The 15233-nt window shown below is 70.1% G+C and carries 11 protein-coding genes; 8 read left to right on the top strand and 3 right to left on the bottom strand.

The genetic code is table 11. The annotated features are described in order from the left end of the window. Positions 1 to 31 precede the first annotated feature (31 nt). The 4 genes from OHS16_RS17270 to OHS16_RS17255 all read left to right on the top strand — a co-directional run bounded on the left by OHS16_RS17270 (position 32) and on the right by OHS16_RS17255 (position 7903). Positions 32 to 1366, top strand: a complete 1335-nt coding sequence (locus OHS16_RS17270; RefSeq protein ID WP_328538101.1) for an EsaB/YukD family protein — start codon at positions 32 to 34, stop codon at positions 1364 to 1366. 257 nt (positions 1367 to 1623) lie between these two features. Beyond that, entirely contained in the window at positions 1624 to 2496 is an 873-nt protein-coding gene (locus OHS16_RS17265; RefSeq protein ID WP_328538100.1) for a MinD/ParA family ATP-binding protein, read from the top strand. Further along, positions 2493 to 6485, top strand: coding sequence for a type VII secretion protein EccCa (gene eccCa / locus OHS16_RS17260; protein WP_328538099.1), 3993 nt, complete (start codon positions 2493 to 2495; stop codon positions 6483 to 6485). Before OHS16_RS17265 ends, eccCa begins: the two co-directional genes overlap by 4 nt. Next, on the top strand, positions 6482 to 7903 hold the full coding sequence (locus tag OHS16_RS17255) for a DUF6177 family protein (RefSeq protein ID WP_328538098.1): 1422 nt from the start codon (positions 6482 to 6484) through the stop codon (positions 7901 to 7903). The genes eccCa and OHS16_RS17255 overlap by 4 nt, the downstream gene beginning before the upstream one ends. A 33-nt stretch (positions 7904 to 7936) precedes the next feature. On the opposite strand, the gene OHS16_RS17250 is transcribed toward OHS16_RS17255, so the two are convergent. After that, entirely contained in the window at positions 7937 to 9325 is a 1389-nt protein-coding gene (locus tag OHS16_RS17250) for a M1 family metallopeptidase (RefSeq protein ID WP_328538097.1), read from the bottom strand. A gap of 63 nt (positions 9326 to 9388) precedes the next feature. On the opposite strand from OHS16_RS17250, the gene OHS16_RS17245 reads away from it, so the two are divergent. Then, positions 9389 to 9886, top strand: a complete 498-nt coding sequence (locus OHS16_RS17245; protein WP_328538096.1) for a hypothetical protein — start codon at positions 9389 to 9391, stop codon at positions 9884 to 9886. 79 nt (positions 9887 to 9965) lie between these two features. Here the strand turns inward: OHS16_RS17245 and OHS16_RS17240 are convergent, their stop codons facing one another. Then, positions 9966 to 10658, bottom strand: coding sequence for a pentapeptide repeat-containing protein (locus tag OHS16_RS17240; RefSeq protein ID WP_443042636.1), 693 nt, complete (start codon positions 10656 to 10658; stop codon positions 9966 to 9968). 83 nt (positions 10659 to 10741) lie between these two features. Here OHS16_RS17240 and OHS16_RS17235 point away from each other — a divergent pair, with 83 nt between their 5' ends. Together OHS16_RS17235 and OHS16_RS17230 are read left to right on the top strand one after the other, a co-directional pair. After that, positions 10742 to 11920 carry an FAD-dependent oxidoreductase gene (locus OHS16_RS17235; protein ID WP_328540877.1) on the top strand — a complete coding sequence of 393 codons (1179 nt, stop codon included), beginning with the start codon at positions 10742 to 10744 and terminating at the stop codon, positions 11918 to 11920. A 79-nt stretch (positions 11921 to 11999) separates the two neighbouring features. Beyond that, positions 12000 to 13517, top strand: coding sequence for an MFS transporter (locus OHS16_RS17230; protein ID WP_328538094.1), 1518 nt, complete (start codon positions 12000 to 12002; stop codon positions 13515 to 13517). 139 nt (positions 13518 to 13656) lie between these two features. Here OHS16_RS17230 and OHS16_RS17225 read toward each other — a convergent pair whose 3' ends face one another. Then, positions 13657 to 14127 (bottom strand): GNAT family N-acetyltransferase, encoded by a 471-nt coding sequence (locus OHS16_RS17225; RefSeq protein WP_328538093.1) that lies wholly within the window; start codon positions 14125 to 14127, stop codon positions 13657 to 13659. Between the two features lie 283 nt (positions 14128 to 14410). Between OHS16_RS17225 and OHS16_RS17220 the strand changes: the two genes are divergently transcribed. Beyond that, positions 14411 to 15151: a DUF2637 domain-containing protein gene (locus OHS16_RS17220; RefSeq protein ID WP_328538092.1), complete on the top strand. Its 741-nt coding sequence runs from the start codon at positions 14411 to 14413 to the stop codon at positions 15149 to 15151. Positions 15152 to 15233: the final 82 nt, after the last annotated feature.

Here is a 15233-nt window from a genome sequence, read left to right as displayed (position 1 = left end):
GGTAGCTACGGGGTCATTGAGCGTTACGGCGTTGAGTCGGGTCACGCTGGTCGGTGAGCGGCGGCGGGTTGACCTGGTTCTGCCGTCGCAGGAGCCCATTGGCCTTCTTCTGCCAGAAATTCTGAAGCTGCTGGGCGACAAGCCCACATCCCGGCCCCTGTTGCGGCATCTGGTCACAACCGACGGTTCCGCGCTGGCGCATGACAGCACCCTTGAATCGGCGCGCATACCGGACGGTGCGGTGCTGCGGCTGGTGAAGGTGGATGACGCGCCGTCCGCTCCGGTGGTGCATGACGTCACTGATGAGACCGCCGATGATCTGGACGTCCGCGCGTGGCGATGGCAGCCCCGGGTACGACGGATCGTGGCTGGACTGGCGACGGTCGGCTGGTCGGTAGCGGCCGGTGTGCTGGCCCGTGGTGAGTTCGCGTTGTCCGCTGTCGGCGGCGTACTGGTTGCTGTCGCCGTCGTGGCCGCAGCCGTTGGCGTTCTCTGCGGCAGGGCCGGATCGCGCGGGTTGGCCGCCGCCTTCGTCGTCACGGCCGGAGCGGTGGGCGTACTCGGGGCATGGACGCTGTCCGATGCGTACAGCTGGTCCGGTGGGGTCCGTCTGGCCTGTGTGGTGACGCCCGTGGTTGTGGTGTTGCTGCTTCTGGGCAGCGGATCCTCCACTGTGGGCCGTGGGGCTCTGACCGGTGGGGCTGCCGTTGCCGGGAGTGCGGTCTGCTGGGAGGCCGCACTGTGGCTGCAGTCCGGAGGCGGCCGGATCGAAGGGCAGGTTCACGCGGGCGCACTGCTGACCGTCGTTTCGGTCCTTGTGCTTGGGGTGTTGCCACGGCTGGCGCTGACCTCTTCCGGTCTTTCGGGTCTTGATGACCGGCGTTCCGGTGGAGCGTCGGTGAGCCGGTACCAGGTGTCGACTGCGCTGGCGGCCACTCACCGCGGTCTGGCGCTCGCCACTGTGGTGATGGCCGTATCAGCGGCGGTGGCCGCCCTGTTGGTGCTCCGGTCTCCGTCTGTGTGGACGGTTCCGCTCGCCGTGGGCGTCGCCGGGGTGCTCGCGTTGCGGGCGCGGGCCTTCCCCCTCATTACCGAGGTGGTGGCGCTGCTGGTCGCCGCAGCTGTGGTGACCGTGCGGCTGGCATGGGTGTGGGCGGAGCGTTCCGGTGCTGCGGGGCCGCTGGCACTCCTGGTCGTCCTGGCGCTGCTTCCACTGTTGGTGCTGTCGGTCCAGCCCGCGGAGCACGTCCGGGTGCGGCTGCGCAGGTTCGGGGACGCCCTGGAATCGGCAGGCGTGATCTCCCTGTTTCCGCTGGTCATCGGGGTTTTCGGGGTGTACGGGCGGTTGCTCGGCACATTCGCGTGAAGGTGCGGGGACGGGATATGACGCAGGGCGACTGGCAGCACGATGTGCTGCGGGAGCTGGGGGAGCGAACTCCGTCTCCGCCGCCGATACCGATACCGACGCCGGCATCGAAGCCGGTACCGACCACAGTGGAGTCCGAAGCACCTTCATCGGAACCCACGCCCCCACGCCCGGCCCCTCCAGCAGCGAGGGACCCGCGCCTGACGATGGCCACCCCGGAGTCCGTGCCAACCGTCGATCCTCGGCTGACCCACGCGATGAGCCCCCCGCGACACGGGGATTCGCTCCCCCGCCGTACCGCACGCTCGCTGCGCAACCTCACCGCATCCGCCTCCCAGGAGGTGACCGAGGAGTCGCGCATCGCCCGGGAGCTGCAACAGCCGGTCACCACGGGGCGGGTGATCGCCGTGACCTCCATCCGCGGCGGAGTGGGCAAGACCACCACATCCGCGCTGCTGGCCCGGACGTTCAACCACTACCGGCACGACCCGGTGCTGGCGCTGGACACTGATGCCGCCCTGGGCACCCTGCCCGTTCGCCTCGGTGCGGAGACAGTGCGCTGGTCCTGCCGTGAGCTGGCCGAACTACTCACTCCTTCCATGCAGTTGACCGACGTCACCGGCTACCTGGTGCCGGTCGCGGACGGCGGGTGGCTGCTTCCCGCGAGCCAAGGAAGGGTGGGCGCGCCACTGGACATGCGAACGTACCGGACGGTGACCCTCGCACTGCGCCGGTATTTCGCGGTCACCGTCGTGGACTGCGAGTCCCTGCCGGGCGAAGTGGCGCGTACCGCGATGGACACCGCCCACGCGCGGGTCGTGGTCGCCCCACTGACGGCCGAGGGTGTCAACGGCACCCGTGCCGTCCTGGACTGGCTGGCCCAGCTGCCGCACCGGGCCCTGGAAACCACAGTCGTCGCGCTGATGTCCAATTCACCCGACCTGGTGCTCGATCCGAAGGTCGCAGCCACCCATCTGCGGGAAACCGGAGTCACTGTCGTGCCCGTCCCCTACGACCGTCACCTGGCCGGCGGAGGGCCTATCGACTCCGCCCTGCTCGGCCGGGCCACCCGAACGGCAGCCACCCGCCTGGCCGCTGAAGCCATGGGACGGGCGGTCAGCACGCGATGACCCAGCAGTTGATCCACCGGCCTGCCCGCTCCACCAGGCCGTCGGCCCCGACACCGCCCCGCACGATCGAGCCGCCGCCCAATCTGCCGGAGGGCAAGTCAGGCGGTGGAGCAAGGGCGCTGCTGCCGATGGCCGGTGTCATGAGCTCGGTCGTCATGATGACCGTGATCCGCAACAGTCAGTTCGCCGGTCTGGGCGCCGTCGTTCTGGTCGTTGCGCTCCTCGGTGCCGTTGCCCTCTTCCTCTCCCAACGGGGCAAGGCCCAGCGCACGAGGCGTACCCAGCGGGAGAGGTACCTGGAGCACCTGGAAGAGCTGCGCGAGGAACTCGGGACAGTCGAACGCACCCGGCGTCTGGCGGCCCGCCTGCTCAATCCCCCACCCCAGGCTCTGTACGACCTCGTACGCGACCCGGCACGGCTGTGGGAACGCCGCCGTGCCGACACGGACTTCCTCCGGATACGCGTCGGCACGGGCGAAGTACCGGATCAGGACCTCGTGATCGGCCAGAACAGTGCCGGAGGGGTGCTGACACCGCCGGACCCGTTCATGCTCAACGAGGCCCGCGCGCTGCTGTCCCGCTTCGCCACGACGACGGAATTTCCTCTGACGGTGCCGCTCGACGGCGCAGGCAACGTCAGCATCATCGGAGACCGCGAAGGGGTGCTGCGCATCGCACGCGCCCTGCTGACGCATACCGCGGTCACGCATGCCCCGGGCGACGTGTCCATCGCGCTGGCGGTGCCCGGCGAACAGCTCGGCCAGTGGCAGTGGGCCAAATGGCTGCCGCATGTTCTGGACAGCGAGGAGCAGGATGGCCCTGTGGCCGCACGCAGGATCGCGCCCAGCCTGCCGCAGCTGGCCGACCTGCTCCACGCGGACCTGCGGCGGCGGGCCTCCTATGCCGCGGAAGTACGACGCGGGCTGGCCGGCAGGGATGCTCTGAAGCTTGCCGGCCGGATGCTCGTCGTCCACGACGCGTACGGAGACACAGCCGCCGAACTGCCCCGCCCGGACGAGGCGGTCGACCAGGCGGACATGGGCATCACTGTGCTCCATCTGCTCGAACAGCAAGTGCATGAACCTGATCAGGTGTCCGTACGCATCAGCATCGACGGCGATCTCGTCACCGTCGTGGACCTGCGCACCCCCGACACATGCCCGGCAATCGGCATCCCCGACGAGGTGGGTCTCGCCAACGCCGAAGGGATCGCACGCATGCTGGCTCCCCTGCGCCTGTCGGCCGAGTCCCTGGCCGAGGGAACCCCGGTGTCCGGCCCGGTCGGCTTTCCGGCTCTCCTGGGCATCGACGACCCGTCCGCGCTGGACCTCGGCCGGTTGTGGGCACCCCGCAGCGAACGATCTTTTCTCCGGGTACCGATCGGCGTCAACGACCGCCACGAGGCGGTCCTGCTCGACCTCAAGGAGTCCTCCGAACTCGGCATGGGTCCGCACGGTCTCTGCGTCGGTGCCACCGGGTCCGGCAAGAGCGAACTTCTGCGCACGCTCGTCCTCGCGCTGGTCTCCTCGCATCCGCCTGAGGACCTCGCGATGGTGCTGGTCGACTACAAGGGGGGCGCGACCTTCGCCCCCTTCGACGGCCTCCCGCATGTCGCCGGTGTCATCACCAACCTGGAGAATCAGGCCGGGCTCGTGGAGCGTGTCCACACCAGCCTCGCCGGCGAGGTCAAACGCCGCCAGCAGGTACTGAAGGACGCGGGCAATGTCGCCGACATCGGACACTACGCCGCGCTGCGGGAACGCGACCCCGGCCTTGATCCGCTGCCCCATCTGTTCGTCGTCATCGATGAATTCGGTGAACTGCTCACCGCTAAGCCGGACTTCATCGATCTGTTCCTGTCCATCGGGCGTATCGGCCGGTCGATCGGCGTTCACCTGCTGCTCTCCAGCCAGCGCATCGAGGGAGGCAAACTCAAGGGCCTCGACACCTACCTGTCGTACCGACTGGGGTTGCGCACCTTTTCCGCCGACGAGTCGCGCACCGTCCTGGACACCACGGACGCCTTTCACCTGCCACCGCTGCCAGGCTTCGGGTACCTCAAGGTGGACACGTCCACCTACGAACGTTTCAAAGCGGGCTTCATCTCCGGGCAGCAGCGCGGACCGGCCTTGCTCGAAACAGCGGACACCGGACCCTTCGTGCTTCCCTACTCCACGTTCCACGCCCCTCAGGTGCCGGTGGGTATCACTGAGCCGGAGGCCGAAATGCGGGAGCGGGAGACCGGGCCGACCGTGATGTCGGTGATGGTCGACCAGATGCGAACCGCTGCAGCACCGGTGCGCCGTGTGTGGCTGCCCCCACTGCCCGACAAGCTCACCCTCGACGCAGCTGCCGGCCCTGTTCAGGTATCCGAGCGAGGCCTTGGCCTCGCCGGCCGTCCCGGCTCTCTGCGGGTGCCGCTCGGGCGTCTCGACGATCCCGCCCGGCAGTGGCAGGGCCAATGGAACCTCGACCTCACCGTGGCCGGCGGCCATGTCGCTGTCATCGGCGGCCCGCAGTCCGGCAAGACGACCCTGCTGCGCACCCTTGGGCTCTCGCTGGCCATGACACATACCCCGCAGGAAGTGGCCATGTACGGCCTCGACCTGGTCGGCGGCGGTCTCTCCGCGCTGTCCGGACTGCCCCATGTGGGCGGTATCGCCGGACGGGCCGACCGTGAGCGCGCCGCACGGACCGTCGCCGAGGTACGCACGATGCTGGCGGACCGCGAGCGGCTGTTCCGCGAGCACGGCATCGACTCCGTCGACCAGCTCCGACGGCTCAGGTCCCAGAACGAGCTGCCCGAGTACGGATCCACCGACATCGTTCTGCTCATCGACGGCTTCGGGGCGCTGCGCGAGGAGTTCGCCGACCTCGACGACGATGTGGCCGATCTGCTCAAGCGCGGCGGCGGCTACGGCATTCACGTGGTCGCGGGCATGCTCCGCTGGAACGAGGTCCGCATCGCCACTCAGTCGATGTTCGGGACCCAGCTGGAACTGCGGCTGAACGACGCCGGCGACTCCGCCATCGACCGCAGACTCGCCGGAACGATGAGCGCGGAGACCCCCGGCCGCGTCCTCACCCAGAACAAGCTGTTCGCCCAGGCCGCCTTGCCCCGTATTGACGCGGTACCCGGCACCGACGATCTCGGCACTGCCCTGGAGGAAGCGGCCCGCACACTCGGCGCCACCTGGCACGGGGAGCTCGCCCGGCCGGTCCGGGTACTGCCCTCCCGCCTGTCCGCAACCAGCCTGCCGTCCTTGGCGGCCGAGCCCGGACGGGTCCCCATCGGGATCGATCAGGATGCTCTTGATCCCGTACTGCTGGATCTGTTCGAGCGCGACCAGCACCTGCTGATCCTCGGCGACAACGAGTGCGGAAAGACCAATCTGCTGCATCTCGTCGCCCAGCAGCTGATCGAGCGCTTCGACGACGACGAGCTGGTCTTCGCGGTCTTCGACCCGCGCCGCGGGCTGCGCCGAACAATTCCGGAGCCCTACCGCGGCGGATACGCGTACAACGCGAAGGTCAGCGCCGGGCTCGCCGGGGGCATAGCGGCCGAACTCGAGAAGCGCCTGCCCGACACGAACGCCGACCTCGACGCCCTCGCCGACGGGCCCGCCTTCGCCGGACCACGCATCGTCGTGCTCGTCGACGACTACGACATCCTCACCACCGCCGGGCAGCAGCCTCTGGCGCCGTTCCTGCCGTATGTCTCCTCAGCCCAGGACATCGGCCTGCACTTCGTCATCGCCCGCCGGGTCGCCGGCTCGTCGCGGGCCCTGTACGAGCCCTTCCTGACAACTCTCCGCGAATCCGGAACCGCCGCCCTGCTCATGACGGGCGATCGCACGGAGGGCCAGCTCTTTCCGGGGCTCTACGCCTCCGCGCAGCCGCCCGGCCGAGGCACCTTCGTCCGCAGGGGGCAGCGCCACCGGCTCGTCCAGACGGCCCTGGCACCGGAAAGCTCAGGAGACGGCTCATGACCAAGGACGTCATCGCTCTCACCCGTAAGATGCCGGACATCTGGACCATCCTTGCCGGTCTTTACGCGGGCGGCCCTGATCTGAACGTCAGTTCCGCCCATGACGGCGCGGTCATCCAGCTCCGTGCCCGGGGCGGCCGTCCCCTTGTCTCCATCGAGGCTCCGTTCCTGGTGCAGGTACCCGGCGAAACCGAGCGACTCCTCGGCGCAGGTGTCCAGCCTCCCGGTCAACCGTTCTGGTGGACGGACATACGCGCATCCACCGCCATCCCCGAGGCCGAAGCTCTCGCCGGCTCGGTGGCCGCACGCCTCAACGCACTGCTGGGCGGCACCGTCTGGCCGCCTTCGGCCGCCGGTACCGGCGTGGTCGGTACCCCGGCGGACGACGACGTTGCCGCGCATCCCGCCCCGGACAACGCCGAACCGGCCGTGGACCTCCTCACGGACAGCACCGCCGTCGTACTGTCCGACCGGCCGGTCATCGCCCTGACGACCTGGTTCTCCGATGTCCTGCGTACGTCCATCGCGACCGGCCGCGCCCTGCAGATCGTGACGCCACCACACGTGCGCCTCAGCCTTCCGCTACGCACCGCGCTGACCGGCGTTCCCAACCGGTGGGTCGTGCAGGACCCCGTCTGCGGCTACTACGACGGGCTCTCCGGGGCCGTGCTGAGCTGGCAGAACGGCACTTTCGCGCCGACTCGCACCGAAACCGGCGGGACGACCGTCGCCGAGGCCTTCACCCACACCGCCGGCACCCGCGAACGCCAGCTGATCGTCTCCTTCCGTACCCTGCACCAAGCTGACAGCTGTCTCGTGCTCGGCCGTTCGCTGGAGGCTGCCTGGCAGGCGCTCACCGGCAGCCCGCCTGCCGGCTGGGGTACCGCGGAGCCCGTCAGCCTTCCGTGGTCCACGCGGCAGTTGACCGACCTGGCCCGGCAGCGCGCCCCGGAGCCCACTCAGCTGACGGCCGTCGGCCACCCTGACCGGCCGGCACTCGCCACCCACCGGACCAGCCGCGCCAAGGACGGCGTCGCACAGGACATCACCCTCACGTTCGGCTACCGCGATGGCGAAACCCCGCCGTTGGAAGCAATCAAACCCCTGGCCGCGGACCTGGTCACCGGACATGGCCTCACCACGATGCTGGTGTCGCTGCGCCCCGCACGCCGTGACCTGACCGTTCCCCCGAGCTTCGAAGAGCCGCCGATCCCGCTGTCCTTCACTCTCGGCGCCACCGACGTACGTGCCATAGGCCTCACCCATGCCCGCCGGCCACCGCTGCAACTCCGGCCCGAACTACTGGGGCCGCCCGGCGGACCGGCGCTGCATTACCCGCTCGGTGAGGGTACCGATTCCGGCGCCTGGTCTGTCCTGCAGCAGCTCGCCGCACACCTCGGGGCCGTCCAGCGCGTCTGACTGACCGGTGCCGGCGCCCCCACCGATTGCCTGTCACGGCCTGACCGGCCGGTCCTTGCCGTAGAGCCACGCGTCCCAGAGGGCGCTCAGGTCGGCGCCGGTCTTCTTCTGCGCGTAGCGGGTGAAGTCCTGTGTCGACGCGGTGCCGTACCGGTGGTCCTTCGTCCAGCCGCGGACCATCGCGAAGAAGGCGCGGTCGCCGACCGTCCGGCGGATGCGGTGGAGGACCATGGCGCCGTGGCCGTAGACCGGCGAGGCCGAGATGTACTTCGGGGACGGCGGTTTCGCGGGCGGGAACGCCCAGTTGGAAGCCTGGTCGTACGCCTCGTCGAAGTGCGCCTGGACCGACCGGCCGCCGTGGTCCGCGTCCCAGAGCCACTCCGCGTAGGTCGCGAACCCCTCGTTCAGCCACATGTCCTGCCAGGACGCAGGGGTGACCGAGTCGCCGAACCACTGGTGCGACAGCTCGTGCACCAGCGTCGGCAGATCACACTGGTTGGCGGGGAGCACCGGTTTGGTCTGGGTCTCCAGCGCATAACCCGCGGACTCTGCGGGGGCGATGACCGCTCCGGCGGACGCGAAGGGGTAGGGGCCGAACTCCTTGCTCTCCCAGGCGATGATCTCCGGGATACGGGCCAGCACGGCGGCGCTGCGCTTTTCGGCGGCGGGGTCGACCGCGGTGAAGACCTGCAACCCGGCGGGGGTCGTGGAGGAGTGAGTCCGGTAGGGACCGATCGCCACGGTCGCCAGATAGCTGGCCATCGGCTGCGCGGTGTGCCAGTGGAAGGCGGTACGTCCCGCGGTGGTGGTGCGCGACGCCAGCACGCCGTTGGACACGGCCTGGAGGCCGGCGGGCACGGTGACCGTGATGTCGTAGGCCGCCTTGTCGGAGGGATGGTTGTTGCCGGGGAACCACGCCATCGAGCCGGTCGGTTCACCGAGGGCGAGCGCCCCGTGGGCGTTCGGCAGCCAGCCCTCCTCGGAGGAGTCCGGGTCGGTGATGGTCTTCGGGACGCCGGAGTAGCGGACGACCGCGTGGAAGGTGTCACCGCGGCGCAGGTCGTGGTGCGGCCGGAGGGTGAGCTCGTCGCCGGCTCGGTTGGCCGGGGCATAGGCGCCGTCGACGGTGGCGCCGGCCACGGTCAGCCCCGCGAAGTCCAGATTGAACGCCGAGAGGTCCTGGGTGGCCCGGGCGGTGATGTCGGCGGTGCCCTTGAGACGGCCGGAATCCGGGTCGTAGTCGAGCTTCAGGCCGTAGTGGGCGACGTCGTAGCCGCCGTTGCCGAGGCGGGGGAAGTACGGGTCGTGCAGCCCGGCGGCGCCCGGCTTGCCCTGCACACCGGCGCTGCACGCACTCAGGACGAGCAGCAGGACGGCGGCTGCCACTGCGGGAACGCCCGTGCGGCGTATGCGCTGATCCACACCGATGATCCTATGAGCGCATGGCCGGTCCCGCCTCCCCCTGACCCGTGACACCATCGGACCGTGCTCGACATCGGCTACTCCCTCTCCCGGCGCTTCCCGGACCCCCCGCAGACCGACTACCGGCGCGCGGACGTCCGCGCGCTGCGGCACGACCTCTTCTGCGGTGACGTCTACCTCGCCGACACCAAGGCCGACCGGGAGGTGTCCACAGCCTGGGGATGGGTCCCGGTTCTCGACTTCGCGTGGGCGCTCTGCGACATCGTCGAGCAGCTCGACCGGGATCCCCGCGGCAACCGCGCCTCCCGGCCGCAGCACGCGGAGCTGGACTTCACCGAGTCCTCGGACCGGATGTTCTTCGAACGGCGGTTCGGGTGGGTGGACGTGGCCGCGGACTGGATGCCCGCGGAGGAGGACCCGCTGACCTTCGGGCACACGGTGCTCCGGCGCGAGGCACGGGATTTTCTGCACGATCTGATCGCGGACCTCGCGGACATGCACGAGGGGCTGGCCGACAGCCCGGTGATCTGGGACCTGCAGGCCCGCTTCCCGCGGGTGTAGCCCACACCGCCGGGGCGACGGGCCCGGCCCGCCGCCGGGCCCGCGCGGGGCCCGGCGGCACAGGACCGGAGCCGGGCGGTCACCCCCCGGCCGCCTCCACCCGCACACCCACCTGTGCGGCGAAGGCCGGCGCCAGCTCCAGCAGCTGCGCCGGGCTGATCACCGCCCCGGCCAGCCGCTCGACGCCACGCGCGATGTCGAGCTCGGCGACCGTCCGCAGATCCACGTCCTTCATCCGGACGCCGGTGAAGTCGACCCCCCGCAGCGAACAGCCCACGAACTCAACCCGCTCCAGCCGGGCCGCTCCGAAGTCCGGCTCCGAGAGCACACAGCCCTCGAAGACGACATCCTTGAGCCGCGCCTCCCGCAGATTCAGATAGTCGATCTTCCCGCCGCGCACCACCACCCGCTCCAGCACCGCGCCGTGCATCTGGACGCCGCCGAGCCTGGCGTCCACCACCTCCACATCGCGCAGGGAGGCACCGGCGAAATCCGTGCCGACCCCTCTGGCGCCGGTCAGCAGGGAATCGATGAAACGGGACCGCACAAGCTCCGTGCCGTCCAGTACGCAGTCCTTGAGCGCACAGTCCATGAAACGCGCTCCGGCACCCGACTGCCCGGTGAAATTCTCCGCGGTGAATTCAAGTCCGTCATAGTCCCCATCCGGTTCAAGTCCGTGTCCCTGAAAGGGGCTCAGTGGCGGAAGACGCACTTCCGGCCGCCTCACCAGTGGTGTCCTCTGCGCACCGCTCCTCGCTGCCATACCTCCCATGGTGACCTACACCGCTGACATCGCGACCATCCGGATGTCACATCCATGCCAACGAATTCCGTCTTGTCACCCGGAGGAATTTCATTGAAAAGGGGACGGACATGCAACGCATCACTGTCATAGGCGGCGGATTCGCCGGACTCACCGCGGCCATCACCGCAGCCGAGTCGGGCGCCCGGGTGACCTTGTGCGAGGCGCACGACACCCTGGGCGGCCGGGCCAGGACGGCCCAAGGCCGCTATCTGACCAACGAAGGCCCGCACGCCCTCTACCGGAGCGGCGCGCACTGGACCTGGCTGAAGCAGCGCGGTCTGCTGAAGCCGGTCGCCCCCGTCCCGTTGCCCGCCATCCACCGGATACGACTGCACGTGGGCGGCACACTGCGCAGGACACCGCCGCTCGCCCTGGTCAGGCTGCTGCGCAGGACGGCCGAACAGGCCCCGGTCGAAAGGGACTTCCTGGGCTGGGCCACCGACGAGGTCGGCTCGGAGGGGGCCCGCGCCGCCGCGCACTACGCGGCCGTCGCGCTCTATCACCACGACCCGGGCTCGCTGTCCGCGGCGTTCGTGCACGCCCGGCTGCGCCGCGCGACATCCATGCCGCCCGGCGCGCACTTCCCCCGCGGCGGCTGGGGCGCGCTCATCGAGCGGATGGCCGCCAGGGCCTGGAATCTCGGCGTACGGATCGAGACGTCCGCCCGGGCGCACGATCTCCCCACCACGCACGGGCCGGTGGTCGTGGCGACCTCGCTGGACGCGGCCCGGCGGCTGCTCGGTGACGACAGCCTGCGCTGGGAGAGCGGCCGCACCACCCTGGTGGACGTGGCACTCAGGGCCCGGCGCGGCGACGCCTGGGTGATATCCGATCTGGACGCCCCCGGCTGGATCGAACGCTTCTCCGCCCAGGACGGCACTCTCGCCCCGGCGGGCGAGCAGCTGGTCCAGTGCCAGCTGCCCATCGCTCCCGACAGGTCGAGGGCGGACGGCGTCGCGCACGCCGAACGGCTCCTCGACGCCGGCTTCACCGGCTGGCGCGAGCGGCTGACCTGGCGCCAGTCGTCCGTCGCGGCCGGGCGCACCGGCGCCGTCGACCTCCCCGGCCTCACCTGGCGTGACCGACCCGCCATCCGCAGAGGCGACGGCGTCTTCCTCGCGGGCGACCAGGTCGCCGCGCCCGGCATGCTCGCCGAGGTCTCCTTCAACAGCGCGATCGAAGCCGCCACGCTGGCGCTGGCCTCGACCGGCCCCCGGTTCCACTCGTAGGCGGAGCGCACCGCAGAACCGGCGCGCACCGGATGCCCGAGGAAGGGCGAACGGGGGCGTTCTGTGCTCTGCTGGAACGATGAGCGACCCGGCGACAACCCCTCCGGGAACCCCGGAAGCAAGCGCCCCCGACCCCCACCGCTGGTGGGGGCTGGCGGTCATCGCGGCCGCCCAGCTGATGGTCGTTCTCGATGCCACCATCGTCAACATCGCTCTGCCGTCCGCACAGCGCGACCTGGGCATCACGGACGCCAACCGCCAGTGGGTGATCACCGCGTACACCCTGGCGTTCGGCGGTCTGCTACTGCTCGGCGGCAGGGTCGCCGACTTCGTCGGCCGCAAACGCACGTTCGTCATCGGCCTCATCGGGTTCGCGGCGGCCTCCGCTCTGGGCGGCGGGGCGGTCAACGGCGGGATGCTCTTCTTCGCCCGCGCCCTCCAGGGGGTCTTCGCCGCCCTCCTGGCACCGTCCGCGCTGTCGCTGCTCACCACCACCTTCTCCATCGGCAGGGAACGTGCCAAGGCCTTCGGGATCTACGGTGCGCTCGCCGGCTCGGGCGCGGCCATCGGGCTGCTGCTCGGCGGCATCCTCACCGAATACCTGGACTGGCGATGGTGCCTGTACGTCAATGTGCCCATTGCCATGCTGGCGGTCACGGGCGCCACGCTGCTGCTGCACGACCGGGCCGGCCACAAGGAGGCCCGTCTCGACATCCCCGGGGTCGTCCTCGGCTGCGGCGGCCTCATCGCCATCGTCTACGGACTGAACGAGGCGCAGACCCACGGCTGGACCTCGAAGCTGGTGCTCTCACTGCTCATCGGAGGCGTCGCGCTGCTCGCCGTGTTCACCTGGTGGCAGACCAGGGCCAAGCGGCCGCTGCTGCCGCTGCACATCGTCCGGAACCGCAACCGCGGCGGCTCGATCCTCACCATGTGCCTGGCCACCATCGGCCTCTTCGGGCTCTTCCTTTTCATGACGTACTACCTGCAGACCATCCTCGGCTACAGCCCGATCAGGGCGGGCTGCGCCTTCCTGCCGATGTCCGCGATGATCATCATCGTCTCCACCCAGGTCTCGGCCCGGTTGCTGCATTTCGTGCCGCCCCGGCTGCTGATGGGGCCGGGGATGCTGATCGCCGCGGGCGGACTGTTCACGCTCACCTTCATCGGCACCCACTCCGGCTATCTCACGCACATCCTTCCCGGCACCCTGATGCTCGGCCTCGGGATGGGCCTCACCTTCATGCCGGTGATGGCGACAGCCACGTCGGGGGTGGCCGAACGGGACTCGGGCGTCACATCGGCGACCGTCAACACCGCTCAGCAGGTGGGCGGTTCCATCGGGACGGCGCTGCTCAACACCCTCGCCACCACCACCACGGCCGACTGGCTGGCGAGCCGGCTGCCGTCCGTCACCAGCAAGGCCGAGAAGACCCAGACCGTGAAGAGCGGCGTGGTGCACGGCTTCACCGTCGCGACCGGCTGGGCCTCGCTGATCATGCTGGTGGGCGCGGTGATCGCCACGGTGCTGGTGACGGCGCCCTCCCCGAGGAGCACCGAGGCGGAGGCGGAGGCGGCCGGGGCGGGGACGCACTAGGGGCCGGGGCGCACTGGCCCGTCGGCCACCGGGCACCGGCGGGCACCGCGGCCAGTGCGCCCCGGCCCGGCGCACTGGCCCGTCGGCCACCGGGCACCGGCGGGCACCGCGGCCAGGAACGGTGCCTGCGGTTCAGCTCTCAGGAGCCCAGCGCCGCCAGTGCCTCGTCCGTGAGCCGGTACACCGTCCACTCGTCCTGCGGCAGCGCACCCATCGCCCGGTAGAAGTCGACCGACGGCTGGTTCCAGTTGAGCACGGACCATTCCAGGCGCTCGTAACCGTGCTCCACGCAGGTCCGCGCCAGCTCTCTCAGCAGCGCCTTGCCGTAACCGCCGCCGCGCAGCCGGGGGCGGACGTACAGATCCTCCAGGTAGATCCCGTGCACCCCGCGCCAGGTGGAGAAGTTGAGGAACCACAGCGCGAAACCGGCGGTCGCCCCGTCCGGGGTCTCCGCGATGAAGGCGAACGCGGCAGGACGCTCCCCGAACAGCGCCTCGCGCAGCTGCGCCTCGGTCGCCCGGGCCTCATCCAGCGCCTTCTCGTACTCGGCGAGCTCACGGATCATCGTATGGATCACAGGGACATCGGAAGGGGTGGCTTGGCGAATCATGACCGCAGACTAAACGGGCCCGCGGCCACCGGCCGAGTCGCCTCCAGCGGGTGGACACCGTCACCGGATCCGGTCCTACTGCGGTCAACAGACGGACATCCAGTCCACTCTTCCGCCCCGCATACTCACCCGACTGCCGGTCATCCGGCTGACGGCACTGCTCGTTCTTCTCGTGTGACACCACTCGAATCCTCGCGCCGGCAGACGGGCCCATGGCCCGCATCCGCCTCATTCCGCCCGCCTGCCCGCGTCCGGCGGGCGCCGGCAGCAGGGCGGTCCGTACATGTATGACCGCCGGGAGATGTTCGAGCCGTACCAAGGACCGTTCTACGGGCAGCTGGACCCGGACGACGTCATCCTGCCCCTCGCCCCTTATGACGAGGTGGTGCACTCTCAGGAGACCTTCACGCCGCAGGATGTGCACGACTTCGGGCAGGTTCTCGACCTGGACGAGGAACTGGCCCAGTTCATGCGCGCATCCGCGGCCGAGGCGATTCCCACCCCCGCCGTCCCGCCCGATCCGCCATTTCCCCGCGCCGGCTCCCATCACCACCGCAAGCAGCGCGCACCACGCTTCCGCCGGCCCGCCGGGTGGTCGTGGGTGCGGATGGTCAGCTTCGCCCTGGCAGCCCTCACCGCGGTCATCGTCGCCATGGTCAGCGCTTTCGGCGCCGTGGTCTCCTACGACCCGCTGCGGGTCATCGCCGCATCCGCGGTTCCGGAGGATCTGGCCCGCTGCTGGCCGCTGCTGATCTTCGGCCCCTGGCTGGTGGCCTCACTGTGCGTGCTCCGCGCCACGCTGCACCACCGTCCCGCACCGCAGTCCTGGGCTCTGGTGGTGCTGTTCTCCGCCCTCGCCGCGGTCCTGTGCGTCAGCCACGCCGACCGGACACTCGCCGGCATCTCCGTGGCCTGCCTGCCGCCGATCACCGCCCTGACCTGCTTCCACCAGCTGGTCAGACAACTGACCCTCACCCGTACCCGCCGGCCGGCCGGTACGCGCTCCCACCGCGCGGCCTCCTGAACCCGGTCCACGGCCCCCGGGCTTCCCAGCGCGGACCCGGCCCCACCCCGGACCGGGCCCCCGGCAGCACCTCGTACCGCAC

Source organism: Streptomyces sp. NBC_00344, assembly GCF_036088315.1.
In the GTDB taxonomy this organism is placed as follows: domain Bacteria; phylum Actinomycetota; class Actinomycetes; order Streptomycetales; family Streptomycetaceae; genus Streptomyces.
Note: the sequence above shows the minus strand (reverse complement) of the source record. Positions and strands in the feature narration are given on the sequence as shown.